Consider the following 14,151-nt stretch of genomic DNA (forward strand, 5'->3'; position numbering starts at 1 on the left):
GCATCCTGAAGAGGAAATCAGCTCCTTGATCCATAACAGCAAAGTTTACGAAAACAGCCTTTCTATATTTTCGATTTCTTTTGCGTATAGACAGCATGAAATTTCCCAATCAGCCTACAGAGTTTCAATCAAAGCAGGGTCAATGATATCATATCCCTTTGCCTGATAGCCCTGTACAATGTCCTTGATTGCTTCGCTAGTCCATTTTCTGTCATGCATAAGCAAATTGGCGCCGCTGGTTAAATATGGTGTGTTTAGCATGATTTTTGTTATGGCAGCCTTACTTTGATACTCTTTCACCCAGTCATATCCAAATGACCAGTTCATTAAAATCATTTTTTGCTGTGCAGCAATTTTCTTCGAATAGTCTGTATTCTGGCCAAAAGGAGCCCGGAAAAATTTTGGCTGTTCACCTGTAATGGATTTAACAAGATTATTCAATTTAACTATTTCATCTTTCTGCTTTGCTTCTGGAAGATCTTTTAAACCAGTATGATGGTAAGTATGATTGCCGATCATAAAGCCCATATCATGTATGGCTTTCAGCTTTTCCCTGCCTTCTGCGCTTTCCAGAAAATGACCGTTCACAAAAAAGATTGCTTTAACATGAAGAGACTGAAGAGTTTTGGCTATCTCCAATGCATACTTGTCGGGAGAATCATCAAATGTAAGCAAGATGGCTTTTGGATTGGCATTTGCAATCGGCTTAAGCGACCATGTAGCCGGATTCAGGCGGTATTGGGGAGCTGGTTTTTCAGCAGTCTGCACCGATTGAGCCATTGCATCCTTGCTGTTTTCTTTTTTCTTAATGTCAGTTCGTTCTGTGTCTTTTTTTTCATTTTTTTGTGCGGAATGGGCTGTTTGCCCGCCAGTCACCTTTTCCGTATCCGGCTGTTTGGCATCCTGCTGGCCGCACGCACTTAATATTAAAAAAATCGAGAGTGCTGCAATACTGAAAGTTAATTTCTTCAATGTCTGGCCTCCCTGTTCCAAAATTGCCTGTCCTTCCCTTTGTATCTTCAGGTAGAAGGACATAATACTTTTCCATATTATCTATACTTACACAGAACAGGCGAATTTTGCAAATGGCAAGCCCCGATTAGGAGTAAGGTATGACAATTTTCAGTAAAATCTGAACAGCACCGTAGAAAAACAAACTGATTCCTGTTATAAGAATCGTTTTTTTATTAGACTTTAGAATTGAATTGCCAACATAAATCGCAAGATAGGAAAAAATCAGGAACATGAGTATTTTAAATAAAAGCTTATCATCCACAGATAGCCATTCTACAACTGTATAACCGCTCCAGACTATAAGCTGAAAAAGGAATACTACATAATTTTTCAAGGTATCACCCTCGCTAAAGTATAAACTGCAAAGCGCTAAATCCTATATTGCATTTTATAATTCCCCACCCCGTAATTTCCTTTCCTAAATGTTCAGCCATATCATGTTTTTCTTCATTTTCCTGCTTGTACCTCTATTTTTGCAGTTGTGTATCATTTAAATGACACGGCGTTTTAGGCAGATTTTCATGTTAAAATTACTTTATTCTAAAACAGCAGCTCAGTTATCATATTTCTTCAGGTGATAAACTATCAATTTGTGATTATCTTAAACAAAACTTTCGCAGGGATAAGAAGCTCCCTATATCTGAAAAAACCATCGTATTAGAAAGGGGTTTATCATGAAAAATAAATTAATGTTACTGATTTTTCTTCCATGTTTTTTCCTGATTCTTTCCTCTTGCTCTCCAGGCCAAAATTCTTCGGCACATTCCTTGCCTAAGTATAAAGATAAGATTGTTTTACTCTCTAATGAATCCAATTATATGTCTGAAAATGCATATTATGATGCCCTTCTGGAATTTATCAGCAAACACCCCGCACAATCTGGCAAACTTAAGAAACTAAATTTTGACAATCATAAAAAGGATTGTAAAACTCTCAACATAAAAGAAGCTCCTGCATTAGTCATCATTTCCAAAAACGGTAAAGTTCTCAACCGGATATCTGGAACAAATGTCACAAAGCAAGCCATAATGAAAGCTATCCAAAAAACCCTATAAAGTAAAGTATCAGGAATTAAGCAGACTAATCGGAAGGGTTAGCTGCTGACTACCCGCTTACACTTTAATTTGCTGTCTGACAACGAAGGATATCTATCGGTATAAACACAAAAAAATGCGCCTGCTAACAGCAGACGCACTTTTTTTGTATTTATTTATTTTACGATATGGATTGGCATACCAAGTGCAACCTCAGCTGCCTCCATTGTAATTTCTCCCAAAGTCGGATGTGCATGAATGGTCATGGCAATGTCTTCTGCAGTCATGCCAGCTTCAATTGCCAATCCCAGCTCCGCAATCATATCAGAAGCTCCGGCTCCGGCGATTTGCGCACCGATTACCAGTCCATCTTCTTTGCGTGTAACAAGCTTCATAAAGCCTTCTGCACTGTTTAATGAAAGAGCTCTTCCATTAGCTGCAAACGGGAATTTTGATCCAATTGCATCGATTCCTGCATCTTTCGCTTCTTTTTCGGTATAGCCCACAGAAGCAAGCTCCGGTTCAGAAAATACAACAGCCGGAATTGCCAGGTAATCAATTTCAGAAGCATGTCCTGAAATAGCTTCTGCAGCAATCTTGCCTTCGTAAGAGGCTTTATGCGCTAAAGGAGGTCCTGTAACGATATCACCGATTGCATAGATGTTTTTGATATTTGTACGGCACTGCTCATCTATTTCAATCAGTCCGCGATCAGAAACCTTGATCCCAAGCTGCTCTAGTCCCATTTCTGCTGTATTCGGGCGTCTGCCGACTGTTACAAGCACATAGTCAGCTTCCACTTTCTTTTCTTCGCCTTTAACTTCATAAGTGACAATTACGCCATTTTCTGTTTCTTCCACACTCTTGGCACTTGCTTTTGTTACAATTTCTGCACCCTTTTTCTTAAGGTTGCGTTTTACGAGAGATGACATTTGCTTTTCAAATGAAGCCAGGATTTCATCCAATCCCTCTAAAATAGTAATTTTTGTTCCAAGGTTGGCATATGCTCCGCCAAGCTCTGTTCCAATATATCCTCCGCCGATTACAACCATTGATGAAGGAACTTCTTCAAGTGCAAGAGCACCCGTAGAGTTCAGAACTCGCTTTGAATATTTGAAAGCAGGAAGTTCAATCGGAGTAGAGCCAGTAGCAATGATTGCATTTTTAAATGTGTATGTTTGTGCAGAATCGTCATTAATTACACGAATACTGTTTTCATCCACAAAATATGCTTCTCCACGAACGATATCTACTTTATTGCCTTTCAGAAGAGTTTCCACTCCACCGGTAAGCTTATTAACAACGCTTGCTTTCCAGTTTTGGACCTTGGAAAAATCAAGTTTCACATTTTCAGCTGTTATCCCCATCTCATCTGAATGCTGTGCTTGCTCAAAACGATGTCCTGCAGAAATCAAGGCTTTTGAAGGAATGCAGCCTACATTCAAACAAACTCCGCCAATCGAACCTTTTTCAACAATTGTTACTTTTTGTCCAAGCTGGGCTGCACGGATTGCCGCAACATATCCGCCGGGACCTGCACCAATGACTAAAGTATCTGTTTCAATCGGAAAATCTCCTACTACCATTTTTTACGCCTCCATTAACAAAAGTTCTGGGTCGTTAAGCAATCTTTTTATATGATTAAGAGCATTTTGTGCTGTAGCACCATCAATAATCCGGTGATCGAAGCTAAGAGATAGAGCCAATACCGGAGCAGCAACAATTTCGCCGTCACGGACAACCGGTTTTTCCGCAATGCGGCCGATTCCAAGAATGGCTACTTCAGGATGATTGATTACAGGAGTGAACCATTGTCCGCCTGCAGAACCAATATTGGTGATTGTGCAAGAAGCGCCTTTCATTTCATCTGGTGCCAATTTTCCTTCACGGGCTTTAGTTGCCAGTTCATTAATTTCATTTGAGACAGCAAATGTAGATTTGCGGTCTGCATCTTTTACTACAGGAACCAGAAGTCCTTTTTCAGTGTCCGCTGCAATTCCTATATTATAGTAATGCTTATGGACGATTTCGCTTGAAGCATCATCAATAGATGTATTTAGTGCCGGGAATTCACGCAATGCACTGGTTAAAGCTTTGACCACATAAGGAAGGAATGTTAATTTGATTCCCTTTTGAGCAGCAATTTCTTTGAACTTCTTGCGATGTGCAACAAGTTTGTCTACGTCCACTTCATCCATCAGCGTTACGTGAGGAGCCGTCTGTTTAGAATGAACCATCGCTTTTGCAATCGCTTTTCTGATTCCGCTCATTTTCTCCCTTGTTTCAGGATATTGGCCTTCAGGGATTGCTGCTGCAGCTTTTGCAGGAGCTTTTTCCTCTTTAGCCGTTTCCTGGACAGGCTGTTCTGTCCGAGCTTGTTCGGCTCCGCCATTTGCGAAAGCATCAATGTCGCTCTTCATAACCCGTCCATTATCACCGGTTCCTGAAACCTGGCGGATGTCTATTCCTTGTTCTCTTGCATATTTGCGTACGGAAGGCATGGCAATTACACGGCGATTAGGATCTGCATCCGCCTGAGGCTGTGCTCCTGCACCAGTGGTTTCTGTTTCTTCCTGCTTAGAAGCCTCTTTCTTATCCACTTCCTGGCCAGCTTCACCAGTAGATTGAACTTGTGCTTCCGTGCTTGATTTTCCTTCTTCTTCATCGTGGTGGCCCTTAAATTGAAGGTTTTCGTATCCTGGTGCATCGAAAGTTACCAGAATGTCGCCAACTGTGGCAACCGTTCCTTCTTCTACAAGGACTTCTTCAACTGTGCCATCAACTGGAGATGGTATTTCAACGACAGCTTTGTCATTTTGAACTTCGCAAAGCACATCGTCTTCTTGAATCTTATCTCCCGGTTTTATGAACCATTTTACTATTTCACCCTCGTGAATACCTTCACCGATATCTGGGAGTCTAAATTGGAATGACAATGAATTCACCCTCCTATTTTTTAAATCAACTATCGCAGCAAGAACATAGCTAGTAATCTGTCATCTAATAGCTTTTGCCGCAGACGTTTTAGAAAAATGAACTGCTTAAGGGAAACACCCGTAAGCAGACATCTCAGTTTATTAGAAATTCAAAACTTTTTTCGCTGTTTCAATTACATCTTTATAGTTTGGAAGCCAAACAGGCTCTGCCTGTGAAAATGGATAAATCGTATCTGCTGCAGCCACCCGGAGAACCGGTGCTTCAAGGCTTAAGATAGCGCGCTCATTTATTTCTGCCACAACATTTGCTGCCACGCCTGCTTGTTTTTGCGCTTCCTGCACAACGATTGCACGGCCGGTTTTTTCCACAGAAGCAATGATTGTTTCAATATCCAGCGGAGCAATTGTGCGAAGGTCAACCACTTCAACTGAAAAACCTTCTTTTTCAAGCTCTTCTGCCGCTTTTAGAGACTCATGAACCATAGCTCCGTAAGTGATGATGGAAAGGTCTTTACCTTCACGTTTTACATCAGCTTTGCCAAGAGGAATGGTGTATTCTTCTTCAGGCACCTCTTCACGGAAGGCACGGTATAATTTTAAATGTTCCAGGTAAATGACCGGGTCATTATCACGGATAGCAGAGATAAGAAGCCCTTTTGCATCATAAGGTGTTGAAGGCACAACAACCTTCAATCCCGGTGATTGGGTCATTAGCCCTTCCAGGCTGTCTGAGTGCATCTCCGGAGTATGAACCCCTCCTCCAAATGGAGAACGGACTGTAATCGGCATATTGTAGCGGCCGCCTGAACGGTAGCGCATACGTGCCATTTGTCCTGCAACTGAATCCATTACTTCGAAAACAAAACCAAAGAACTGGATTTCAGGAACCGGACGGAAGCCTTGAAGCGCCAGACCGATTGATAGTCCGCCAATACCGGATTCAGCAAGCGGTGTATCAAATACACGGTCCTCGCCGAATTCTTTATGCAAACCTTCTGTTGCACGGAAAACTCCGCCGTTGACACCGACATCTTCCCCGAACACAAGAACGTTTTCATTATTGCGCAATTCTGTGCGAAGTGCATCAGTAATCGCTTGTATCATTGTCATTTGAGCCATGGCTTACTTCGACTCCTTTTCTTTATAAATTTCATATTGTTCTTTTAAATTAACAGGCATTTCTTCATACATGATTTCCATCAGATCTGTCACTTTTTGTTTAGGAGTTTCATCAGCAATCTTAATTGCTGCCTTGATATCTTCTTTTGCTTTATCAATTGTCTCGTTTTCCATCTGCTCGTTCCAGATTCCTTTTCCTTCAAGGAATTTACGGAAGCGCACTAGCGGATCCTTAAGTTCCCATTCATTATCAAGGTCTGAGGTACGGTAGCGGGTCGGATCATCGCCTGCCATGGTATGCGGGCCGTAACGGTATGTCAATGTTTCGATAAGCGTAGGGCCTTCGCCATTGACAGCGCGTTCACGAGCCTCTTTAACAGCCGTATAAACAGCAAGAGGATCCATTCCATCTACCTGGATGCCCGGAATACCTGCAGCAACTGCTTTTTGGGCCATTGTTTTTGAAGCTGATTGTTTCTCCACTGGAGTTGAAATCGCAAAACGGTTATTTTGAACGATAAAGATAGCTGGCGCACTAAAAGCTCCCGCAAAGTTCATGCCTTCATAAAAATCACCCTGGGAAGTACCGCCGTCTCCTGTATATGTAACAGCAACTGCTTTTGCACCGCGTTTTTTCAAGCCAAGAGCTACACCGGCAGCTTGTACAAACTGTGCTCCGATAATAATTTGAGGAGAAATGACGTTTACTCCCTCTGGGATCTGGTTTCCTTTGAAATGACCACGTGAGAATAGGAATGCCTGGGCAAGCGGAAGGCCATGCCAGATGAGCTGCGGCACATCACGATATCCTGGAAGAATAAAGTCTTCCTTCTCCAAAGCATACTGAGATGCCAGCTGTGAAGCCTCTTGTCCGGCAGTCGGAGCATAAAATCCAAGCCTTCCCTGTCTGTTTAAGGAAATGGAACGCTGATCAAGAATACGTGTATACACCATACGCTTCATTAATTCCTGAAGCTGTTCATCTGTTAAATCAGGCATTGCATCTTTATTGACTACTTCGCCTTCTTCGTTCAGTATCTGTAAGGTTTGAAATTGTTCTTCAACAACATCGAGTTGTTTTTTGACATCAAATTTAGCCTGTTTCGTTTTGGAAGCCATCTGTGCCACCTCATCCTTTCAATAAAAGGGTTAAATTAATCTATAAAGCATTATCGATCTGCTCAGGTATTAAAATCCAGATCATTATATGTTTCCCTATAACTTTGTCCGTAAACACGAAGATTTTTACCTTCTGCAAATTAATACTGTACCAATATTTTTTTTACTAAAATTGATACAATGCTTTATTCCATGTTTAGTTTACAGTAATCAATATTAATCCGTCAATGAGTTAGAATCTTTTATTCCCCATGATTATTTTTCTTGCTTTTTCATCTCCGTTACTATTTTACAGACATCTGTTATAGTTTTAATTTCACTACTGTACTATAAAACCCTCAAAAGGTAAGCCTTTTCATTTAAGAATCCCTATTTCCTGTAAAATTTTCTGTTTCAGGATGCCTGCCCAATCTAACCGGTTAACATTTAGACCGCCTCACAGTACACATTAAAAAAAATCTTAAAGAAAAACCTAAAAAAAAACTGGCAGCTGCACCAGTTTTTTTATTTTGATTCACTTTTTAATTCAGCCTGTTTATAAAACGCCTTTTTTTCTTTATTGTATTGATCTGTAAGGTTATTGAAATGTTTGTTCTCGGCCATCACCTTGTCATAGGACTGATTAATTTTATCAATTTGGGTCTGCAGTTCATCCATCTTCAGATCCTTTTTCTTAAAAAGCTGATATAGTTCCTTATTGTCTGCTAGGCTCTGTTTGTAAAGATTGTATAGCTTTTCATGGGCCTTATAGCGCTGATCCATCGTCTTTTGCATGGCTGCTGCGGTTTTTTTCACATCTTTTTTATCGATATCGCTGATTTCACTGTCCATTTTTTTGAACTCATCCTGCGATGAAATGATGCTCTTCCGCTCCTTATCAACCAGCTGTTCACGTTTTTTTATATTCTCAATGGCCTTGTCCGATAAGGAAACAATCTGATCGTACTGAGGCATCCCCAATTTGATAATTTGCTGATAATAGGCATTTTCCTGTTTTTCCAGATCAGTGATCGGTTTTTGCTGTTTTTCAAATGCCTTCTCCTGGTTGACGGTATTTTGCAGCGTTTCCTGAATTTTTTCTTCTGGAGATGAACTCCCAAAACAGCCGGATAAACCTGCTGTAAGTCCGATGATGAACAATACGTTAAGATACTTTAACACTAGTAGAACCCCCATTTTTCTAAGTATTCGTTTTTTCCTGAACAGGCAAAGGAGTGCCGCCTGCTTTTGTTTAAAGGTTTTTAATACTGCTCTCCAGAAAATTTCCAGATCGTGCACAGCCTGCATGCGGGAAATTTCCTGCACCATACCCAGCGAACCGCATAGGCTGTAGTAAATCATTCCAAGGCGGATGATAAAAAAGATAAAGCGGAGGTTTCACCTATGTATTATGGAGGTTATGGAAGCGAATGCTGCACACCAGTTCCTTCTTACAGCTATTCCCCTTGCTATCCGGCAATTCCTGCAGGAGGCTGCGGTTTTGGAAAAGGCTTTGCCCTAATAATCGTTCTGTTCATTTTGCTCATCATTGTCGGTGCGTGCTTATGTAATTAACATACTAAATACTAAAAAAGGCAAAAAGTGCTCACAATCATCACTCCAATATTCCTTTACCCTTTTCTGCAAGAAACTAAAACACGAGATTTGTATTTGTACATGAAATGCACGGAGGGCGAGCGTTCGGCAAGCCCTCTTTATTTAACGCTTCCTTAAAATGCACATTTACCTTTTCAGGACATTTTTGGTAGACTCTTACTATACATATAAATAGAGGTGAAAATCGTGATTACCATGAAAGATATCGTCAGGGAGGGCCATCCTTCATTGAGACTTCCAGCAAAAGATGTCACTTTGCCAGCATCTGAAGAGGATAAAGATATCCTGAAGAGTTTAATGGAATATGTCCAAAACAGCCAGGATCCGGAAATGGCTGAAAAATACGGACTGAGGCCAGGAATCGGGCTGGCAGCACCGCAGATTAACATTACAAAGAAAATGATTGCCGTCCATGTCCGGGATAAGAAAGGAAATCTGTACAGCCACGCTCTCTTTAATCCAAAAATCATCAGCCACTCTTTAGAAAAATCTTACCTGACAGCTGGCGAGGGATGCCTTTCGGTTGACCGTGTCGTTCCCGGCTTTGTCCCGCGTCATTCCAGGGTAACAATCAAAGGAACGAAAATGGATGGAGAAGAAGTGAACCTGCGGCTGAGAGGACTGCCGGCTATCGTATTTCAGCATGAAATCGATCACCTTAATGGTATCATGTTTTATGATCATATCAATGAGAAAGATCCATTTGAAATCGAATCCGGTGCTGTTCCAATTGAACGATGAATAAGAGGCTGGCAGTGCAAATCGGCTCACTGCAGGCCTCTTACTTTTTTATCACATTTATAAGTGCAATCGCATGTTAAATCAGCTTCAGATGCTTCAATCCATAAAGGATGCCATCATCATCCACATCTTTTGTTACAAAATCTGCATGCTTCTTTACTTCTTCAAGAGCATTTCCCATCGCCACTCCATGGCCGACAGCCTGAAGCATTTCAATATCATTCAGACCATCTCCGAACGCATATACATCATCCAGTTTGAATCCTATTTTATCCATTAGTATCTTGATTCCCTCTGCTTTAGATCCGCCTGCTGGCAGCACATCCAAGCATAATTCATGCCATCTGATAAATCTGAATTTATCATAATGGCCTATGTATTGATGTTCTTCTTCTTCGGAGCAGAACAATAAAGACTGATATATTTCTTTATCTTTATAAAAATCTCCATCCTGTTCGGGATGAGGGAATTTAAGTGTCCCCATTGCCTCTTTCACTCTGCCATTATTTTGAACTGTAGACTTCATGGTCTGCTCATTCATGAATACTAAAGCAGTATCCTGTTTGCCTGCATGGTTTTTTAACTTTTCCACTTCTTCAGGGGATAAGGGATTCTGGTAGATTACATTGTTCTCAAAAACAACATATTGCCCATTAAAGCTGACAAATGTATCAATATCCAGTTCCTCCCTTAAGGCTTTAAACATAAAAGGGGCTCTCCCTGTTGAAATGGCGACAAACACTCCATTTTCCTGCAGGGTTTTAATAGCCTTTTTTGCCGATGCAGGAAGTGATTTCTCATGATCCAGCAATGTACCATCTATATCGAAAAAAACAATTTTCATCAGGTTCCACATCCATTCTTTTCAGTACAGCATTCATTTTAATTTATGGCTGTTTTCATAAACTTTGTTGCTATGGAACAAGTGGTTGATTTCCGCTCCAGGATGCTCGCTTTCCACGCAAGCGGTGAGCCTCCTCAGCTCCGCCTGCGGGGTCTCACCTGTCCCGCTAATCCCGCAGGAGTCTCGCACCTTACGCTCCAATCAACCCGTTTTACAATGGGACCGCCTCACAGAACTCATTAAACAACAATCTTTAAGAAAAGAGCCTAATTTATTGATATGTTCCCATTAAATACTCACTTTAGGAAATAAGTCAAGAAAACAGGGGTAAATTTTCAGGGAGATTTTTGTAAGCAATTCCCAGACTTCAAACTGCAAGTTTTTAAGGTTTTTTCGCATACTAAAGGAAGTGACTGACTAAAGGATATGTTCATTGGTGCAGAACAAGCTTTCGCTATTTTGCGTTTTGTGCAGAAAGATATATTTACATTATCCAATATTCCTTTACAATAATAGATAAAGGGAGCGTAATCACCTTGTTAAAAAGGCTGCGGAAAAAACTGCTTAAACAATGGAATGATTTACTGAGAAAAAAATCAATTGCCTGATGTTCATATCGTGCATATGTTTCTTCTCCCGCCTGATCTGGCATACGGACTCCAGAACGGGCATATGGCCCTCCCAATATTCAGGCAGGGCTTCTTTTATATAAAATTCCAAACGAAAATCCTTACATATTCCTCCTGGCAGCGTGCTGTGTTTTAGGAAAATGACCGATAAGGTTTGGTTTCTGGATGAACTGTTGGTATAATTCTTTTTATACAGGTTTTATCCATAATAATTATGTACATAATAGGCTTCAAAAACCAAACAGCAAATACTGGTTTAAAGAAGGCTCTATGAATTTTAGCATGATGTTGTAAAACATGAAAAAATTGTTGTTTTTATATATAATGAAAAAAGCAATTAAAAAAGAATAGGAGAGAGATTCGATGACTTTTAAAGTTTACTACCAAGTAAATGCAACAGAAGTCCCGGTGCGGGAAAATACAAAAACAATTTATGTGGAAGGCGAGTCAGAACGGGATGTCCGTTTAAAGCTCAAATCAGAACCATATAATATTGAATTCGTTCAAGCAGTACAAGGCGCTTATTATGAATATGAAAAAGAACATAATGAAGATTTTAAAGTATTGGAGCTAGGATAATTTATGAAATTTGTAAAAAATGATCAAACAGCCGTCTTCGCTTTAGGCGGACTGGGAGAAATCGGTAAAAACACTTATGCTGTACAATTCCAGGATGAAATCATCATCATCGATGCGGGAATAAAATTTCCTGAAGACGAACTTCTTGGCATCGATTATGTTATTCCTGATTACAGCTATTTAGTTAAAAATGAAGATAAAATCAAAGGCCTTTTCATCACACATGGCCATGAAGATCATATCGGCGGGATTCCTTACTTCCTTAAACAGCTGAACGTCCCTGTTTATGGGGGGAAATTGGCTCTGGGACTTCTTCGGAATAAGCTTGAAGAACATGGTCTGCTGCGTCAGACAAAGTTAATTGAAATCCAGGAAGATGATGTAATCAAGTTCAGAAAAACATCTGTGACGTTTTTCAGGACAACACACAGCATTCCTGATTCTTATGGAATTGTAGTAAAAACACCGCCTGGGCAAATTGTCCATACTGGCGACTTCAAATTCGATTTCACTCCAGTCGGTGAGCCTGCCAACTTGACAAAAATGGCTGAAATCGGAAGAGACGGAGTTCTTTGCCTGCTTTCAGACAGTACGAATAGTGAAGTCCCTCACTTTACCATGTCTGAAAGACGCGTCGGCGAGAGCATTGATGATATTTTCCGGAAGGTTGACGGAAGAATCATATTTGCAACATTCGCTTCAAACATCCACCGTCTGCAGCAGGTTACAGAAGCTGCTGTAGCAAACGGGAGAAAGGTTGCTGTTTTTGGCCGGAGCATGGAAGCAGCCATTAATATTGGGCTTGAACTGGGATATATCAGTGCACCTAAGGATACTTTCATTGATACTCACCAGCTTAACAGAATGCCTGCCAATAAGGTTGCGATCTTGTGTACAGGAAGCCAGGGAGAACCTATGGCCGCCCTTTCGAGGATAGCAAACGGAACACATCGCCAGATTCAGATTATTCCTGGGGATACTGTTGTATTTTCATCTTCTCCTATACCAGGCAACAATATCAGCGTTTCCAGAACAATCAACATGCTTTACCGCGCTGGTGCTGAAGTCATTTCCGGACCGCTTAACAATATCCATACTTCTGGACACGGCGGACAGGAAGAACAGAAGTTAATGATTCGTTTAATGAAACCAAAATTCTTTATGCCGATACACGGTGAATACCGGATGCAGAAACTTCATAGCCAGCATGCGATTGACTGCGGAGTCCCTGCTGAAAATTGCTTCATCATGGATAATGGCGAAGTGCTGGCACTCAGCGAAAATACTGCCCAGGTTGCCGGCAAAATTCCTTCAGGCTCTGTTTATATTGATGGTAGCGGCATTGGCGATATAGGCAATATCGTTTTGCGCGACCGCCGCATCTTATCTGAAGAAGGTCTTGTCGTAGTGGTCGTCAGCATTAATATGAAAGAATTCAAAATCTCTGCGGGACCAGACATTATTTCAAGAGGCTTTGTTTATATGAGAGAATCCGGTGATCTGATCAGTGATGCCCAGTCCCTCATCACAAAGCATCTCAATAAAGTGATGGAAAGAAAGACTAATCAGTGGTCAGAAATCAAAAATGAAATCACTGATACACTTTCACCGTTCCTTTATGAGAAAACAAAACGCCGCCCGATGATCCTGCCGATTATCATGGAAGTATAATAGCCATATAAAAACCGTTCCCATGGAACGGTTTTTTTGTGCATAATCATTGGATGACTTTTCTTTCAAACCTGCTGATATCATCGTCTGCGCCAATGACAATGAGGATATCCCCATTTTGAAAGATATCAGTGGCAAGCGGCGACACAATGATTTCCTTCCCTCTTTTAATAGCTACGATGTTGATCCCAAACTTTGCACGAATATCTAAATCAATAACAGATTTTCCTGTCATTTTACCGCTGGCTGCAATCTCAGCAATAGAATGCTCATCAGACAGCTCTAAATAATCCAGGACATTGTTTGAAACAATATTATGGGCAATCCTTCTTCCCATATCCCGCTCAGGGTGTACAACACGATCAGCCCCTATTTTCAGCAATACTCTTTCATGGTAATCATTTTGAGCTTTGACTGTTATATTTTCCACTCCCATTTCCTTCAGCATGAGAGTTGTAAGAATACTGGATTGAATATTATCCCCAATTGCTACGATAACATGATCGAAGTTCCGGATGCCAAGGCTTTTCAGAACATTTTCATCTGTCGAATCACCAATTACTGCGTGGGAAGCCACCAGGGCAAATTCATTGACCCTCTCTTCATTTGTATCTATGGCCAGAACCTCCATGCCTTCTTCAGCCAATGCCCTGACAATACTCCCCCCAAATCTCCCTAAACCAATTACAGCAAATTCTTTTTTCACTAAAATTCCTCCTGAACCCATCATCAAATTCCGCCTTCAAAGAAAATCATCCTTCCTGAAAGGCTTTATGGCCGTGTACGCATCTGCAGGCACCTTATCTTTATGGCACCATGCTCATTCCTTTTTCTTCACGGCTAGTCATGCGCTTGTATGTACTCTAGTT

General features: G+C 40.9%; 14 protein-coding genes. 5 read left to right on the forward strand and 9 right to left on the reverse strand.

Annotation, left to right across the window (positions count from 1 at the left end):
• Positions 1–114: 114 nt before the first annotated feature.
• Positions 115–972: a polysaccharide deacetylase family protein gene (locus BIV59_RS11780; RefSeq protein WP_071351713.1), complete on the reverse strand. Its 858-nt coding sequence runs from the start codon at positions 970–972 to the stop codon at positions 115–117.
• 127 nt (positions 973–1,099) lie between these two features.
• Positions 1,100–1,348 (reverse strand): hypothetical protein, encoded by a 249-nt coding sequence (locus BIV59_RS11785; protein WP_071351687.1) that lies wholly within the window; start codon positions 1,346–1,348, stop codon positions 1,100–1,102.
• Positions 1,349–1,688: 340 nt separating this feature from the next.
• Between BIV59_RS11785 and BIV59_RS11790 the strand changes: the two genes are divergently transcribed.
• Positions 1,689–2,069 carry a thioredoxin domain-containing protein gene (locus BIV59_RS11790; protein WP_071351688.1) on the forward strand — a complete coding sequence of 127 codons (381 nt, stop codon included), beginning with the start codon at positions 1,689–1,691 and terminating at the stop codon, positions 2,067–2,069.
• Positions 2,070–2,224: 155 nt separating this feature from the next.
• Here BIV59_RS11790 and lpdA read toward each other — a convergent pair whose 3' ends face one another.
• The 5 genes from lpdA to BIV59_RS11815 all read right to left on the reverse strand — a co-directional run bounded on the left by lpdA (position 2,225) and on the right by BIV59_RS11815 (position 8,383).
• On the reverse strand, positions 2,225–3,634 hold the full coding sequence (gene lpdA, locus BIV59_RS11795; protein ID WP_071351689.1) for a dihydrolipoyl dehydrogenase: 1,410 nt from the start codon (positions 3,632–3,634) through the stop codon (positions 2,225–2,227).
• Between the two features lie 3 nt (positions 3,635–3,637).
• Positions 3,638–4,984, reverse strand: coding sequence for a dihydrolipoamide acetyltransferase family protein (locus tag BIV59_RS11800; protein ID WP_071351690.1), 1,347 nt, complete (start codon positions 4,982–4,984; stop codon positions 3,638–3,640).
• A gap of 141 nt (positions 4,985–5,125) precedes the next feature.
• Positions 5,126–6,103, reverse strand: a complete 978-nt coding sequence (locus BIV59_RS11805; protein WP_071351691.1) for an alpha-ketoacid dehydrogenase subunit beta — start codon at positions 6,101–6,103, stop codon at positions 5,126–5,128.
• A gap of 3 nt (positions 6,104–6,106) precedes the next feature.
• Positions 6,107–7,222 (reverse strand): pyruvate dehydrogenase (acetyl-transferring) E1 component subunit alpha, encoded by a 1,116-nt coding sequence (gene pdhA / locus BIV59_RS11810; protein WP_071351692.1) that lies wholly within the window; start codon positions 7,220–7,222, stop codon positions 6,107–6,109.
• 504 nt (positions 7,223–7,726) lie between these two features.
• A complete protein-coding gene (locus BIV59_RS11815) occupies positions 7,727–8,383 on the reverse strand; it encodes a YkyA family protein (RefSeq protein WP_170846144.1) in 657 nt (218 codons plus the stop codon).
• Between the two features lie 222 nt (positions 8,384–8,605).
• On the opposite strand from BIV59_RS11815, the gene BIV59_RS24250 reads away from it, so the two are divergent.
• Together BIV59_RS24250 and def are read left to right on the forward strand one after the other, a co-directional pair.
• Positions 8,606–8,776 carry a YjcZ family sporulation protein gene (locus BIV59_RS24250; protein ID WP_083392145.1) on the forward strand — a complete coding sequence of 57 codons (171 nt, stop codon included), beginning with the start codon at positions 8,606–8,608 and terminating at the stop codon, positions 8,774–8,776.
• A gap of 228 nt (positions 8,777–9,004) precedes the next feature.
• Positions 9,005–9,559, forward strand: a complete 555-nt coding sequence (def, locus tag BIV59_RS11820) for a peptide deformylase (protein WP_071351693.1) — start codon at positions 9,005–9,007, stop codon at positions 9,557–9,559.
• A 76-nt stretch (positions 9,560–9,635) separates the two neighbouring features.
• On the opposite strand, the gene BIV59_RS11825 is transcribed toward def, so the two are convergent.
• Positions 9,636–10,403, reverse strand: a complete 768-nt coding sequence (locus tag BIV59_RS11825) for a Cof-type HAD-IIB family hydrolase (RefSeq protein ID WP_346417347.1) — start codon at positions 10,401–10,403, stop codon at positions 9,636–9,638.
• A 992-nt stretch (positions 10,404–11,395) separates the two neighbouring features.
• On the opposite strand from BIV59_RS11825, the gene BIV59_RS11830 reads away from it, so the two are divergent.
• The gene (locus BIV59_RS11830) at positions 11,396–11,611 is read left to right on the forward strand and encodes a DNA-dependent RNA polymerase subunit epsilon (protein WP_071351694.1); all 216 of its coding nucleotides are present in this window, start codon (positions 11,396–11,398) and stop codon (positions 11,609–11,611) included.
• Positions 11,612–11,614: 3 nt separating this feature from the next.
• The gene (rnjA, locus tag BIV59_RS11835) at positions 11,615–13,282 is read left to right on the forward strand and encodes a ribonuclease J1 (protein ID WP_071351695.1); all 1,668 of its coding nucleotides are present in this window, start codon (positions 11,615–11,617) and stop codon (positions 13,280–13,282) included.
• Positions 13,283–13,328: 46 nt separating this feature from the next.
• Here the strand turns inward: rnjA and BIV59_RS11840 are convergent, their stop codons facing one another.
• The gene (locus BIV59_RS11840) at positions 13,329–13,988 is read right to left on the reverse strand and encodes a potassium channel family protein (protein WP_071351716.1); all 660 of its coding nucleotides are present in this window, start codon (positions 13,986–13,988) and stop codon (positions 13,329–13,331) included.
• Between the last annotated feature and the right edge of the window lie 163 nt (positions 13,989–14,151).

The sequence above is a fragment of the Bacillus sp. MUM 13 genome, assembly GCF_001866725.1.
Classification (GTDB): domain Bacteria; phylum Bacillota; class Bacilli; order Bacillales; family DSM-1321; genus Peribacillus.